Origin of the sequence: Psychroflexus sp. MES1-P1E, from assembly GCF_002836055.1 — a bacterium.
GTDB lineage: Bacteria > Bacteroidota > Bacteroidia > Flavobacteriales > Flavobacteriaceae > Psychroflexus.
Window position 1 is genome coordinate 1 of record NZ_PJBS01000259.1, and the last position, 1,820, is coordinate 1,820.

A 1,820-nucleotide genomic window follows, 5' to 3' on the forward strand; every position below is an offset into this window, starting at 1 on the left:
TTTATTTATACGACATTATAGGTTTAATTTGGTATTAGATGAAAAGTAGCAGATTAGTGTGTGCCAATTTTCGGTTAAAAACAAAGATAGCAAAATACAACATACCTTATGTTAAGCACTTAACTGCTGTTTTTTATTATTATTTAATATCGAAAACAAAGGAGATCCGTGTAAAAACTTATAAATGGGTAGCACTATATTCCATTTAATCTCAATACTATTTTCTCCTATATTTTTTAAATAGTATTAACAATCATATTAAAAAATTATTTAGTTAACAAGCTCTGCTTCTGTCCCATAAAAAAGATCAAAATCAGTATTATGAGAGTCAATGGAATAGGTATCACTTTTTTGCCAAATTTTGCACCCTTTTTCTTGCCATGTTTTGGGTAGTGTAGGTTTATTATTTTTCGTGTATTGTGCTAACCACAAAGGATATCTACTAAATAGATCATTCAATAAATACTGATCAGCAAAAGGGGAATCGGTATAAATAATAGGCACCCTATTACTTTCACTTTCAAGGTGTTTCAAAAAAGCAAGTAAATTGTTTTGGATAGCAGAAATTTCTTTTTTACCTTTTTCATCAAAGCTTTCATATTCAATATCTACAATTGGTGCTATATCGGTTTTACCTTGGGAATTTATTGTAGACCAAAAATGACTTGCCTGTGCTATAGGGTCACTTGAGGTTAAATAAAAATGATAGGCTCCCAGTATATAATTGTTTGATCGAATTAATTTCCAGTTAGTCTCAAACCCTGAGTCAACAAAATTTTCACCTTCTGTAGCTTTTACAATTATAAAGGAAATACTATCTTTTTTCTGGATTAAGGTTACTTCGTTTCCATTCCATTTAGAAATATCAATGCCATAAAAATTTCTTGCAATATCTGTTTTAGGAAGAGATTTTGTATTTACGAGTGTAAGTAAACTGTCGTGTTCGTGTGTTTTTGATGCTAATACAGTCATATTATCCTGCATGTATTCATGATTTTTAACTAATTTTTTAATTTTAGAATCATAATCCGAAATTTTTAAATAACCAAATATGGATAATGTAATAACAAGTAATAGCGTAATTATACTAAAAAAAACATGTGCGAATGAGGTGTTTTTTTTATGCAGTTTTTTTTCAGTGATTTCCTTTTTAGGTTTTGGTGCTATTGGATGAATAGTTGGCAGTATAGATTCCAATTTATTTTCAGCTTTTTCGCTTTCTTGTTTTACTTTTTCTTTGGTGTTGAGAGAATTTTCTATTTCTTCAACGGAACCATTGTCTTCTTGTAATAATTGTTCTATTTGCGAATTTACTATTAAATGACCTACAGTTGAAGCAATAATCAATTCATAACTATCATCTCTACTAACAATCCCTTTGTAACTAATAGCACCACTTTTGTCATGAATAGTATCTGGACTAGAAGTATAATCGCCTTTTGTATTTAGGATGATTGTATTTTGGGAAGCTTTAGCTCCTACAAACCCATCTTGAATAAAAAACATGGTTTCGTCCTTTAATTTTTCACTTCGGAATAAGGAAATATAGCCATGCTGTTTAAGGTAAGAAATAAAGGACAGTAGATTAAGGAATGACTCTAGTTCTTCTTTCTTTTGAAAAGGATCATCAAAAATTTCCTTCTTCATGAAAAAGACAGCATATCTACCTTGAGATTGAATGATTAAAGCTCTTCCAAAACTTTCTGTAAAGTAAAAATTTTCCAAAAGCGTATGTAAAGAAATAGTATTTCCTTTTTCGATAGAAATTAATCGTTTGATCAATTCCTTTTCATTATCGTTGAATATTCGCATGTCTAAAT

General features: G+C 29.5%; 1 protein-coding gene. It reads right to left on the reverse strand.

Annotation, left to right across the window (positions count from 1 at the left end):
- Positions 1 to 270 precede the first annotated feature (270 nt).
- The coding region (locus CXF67_RS09525) for a glycoside hydrolase family 25 protein (protein ID WP_145990443.1) at positions 271 to 1,820 on the reverse strand (1,550 nt) is incomplete at its 5' end.